The sequence below is a fragment of the Acinetobacter endophylla genome, assembly GCF_053543775.1.
In genome coordinates, this window is the sequence record NZ_JBLVOM010000213.1 from 1 (window position 1) to 463 (window position 463).

The window sequence follows — 463 nt, forward strand, 5'->3', positions numbered from 1 at the left end:
ATCTCAGTAGCCAATGCATCATACTCGTCTTGCAAAGATTTACGGTCTGTTGAAACGTTGGTATCATTGGCAGATTGCACAGCAAGTTCACGCATACGTTGTGTAATTGCATGTACTTCGTTCAATGAACCCTCAGCCGTTTGAATTAATGAAATACCATCTTGGGCATTACGGGAAGATTGCTCCAAACCGCGAATTTGTCCACGCATTTTCTCGGAGATCGAAAGACCTGCTGCATCGTCACCTGCACGGTTAATGCGAAGACCGGAAGACAATTTTTCGATCGATTTGTTAGTGTTTGTTGTGTTAGTGCTCAATTGACGGTGCGTATTCAAAGCAGCGATATTGTGGTTAATAATCATTTGGTATTTCCTCCCTGAAATTAAATTAATTCCACATCCATGTGGTGAACGCTAATCCATTAAGGTCGGCCGCCCTGCCGGATCAGAATCTATATTATATA

Annotated in this window: 1 protein-coding gene; it reads right to left on the reverse strand. The window is 42.3% G+C overall.

Features of this window, described 5'->3' with window-relative positions; genetic code table 11:
- Positions 1-362: flagellin N-terminal helical domain-containing protein (locus tag ACNPNW_RS06405; RefSeq protein ID WP_448766765.1), on the reverse strand; the 362-nt coding region annotated here is incomplete at its 3' end.
- Positions 363-463 lie beyond the last annotated feature (101 nt).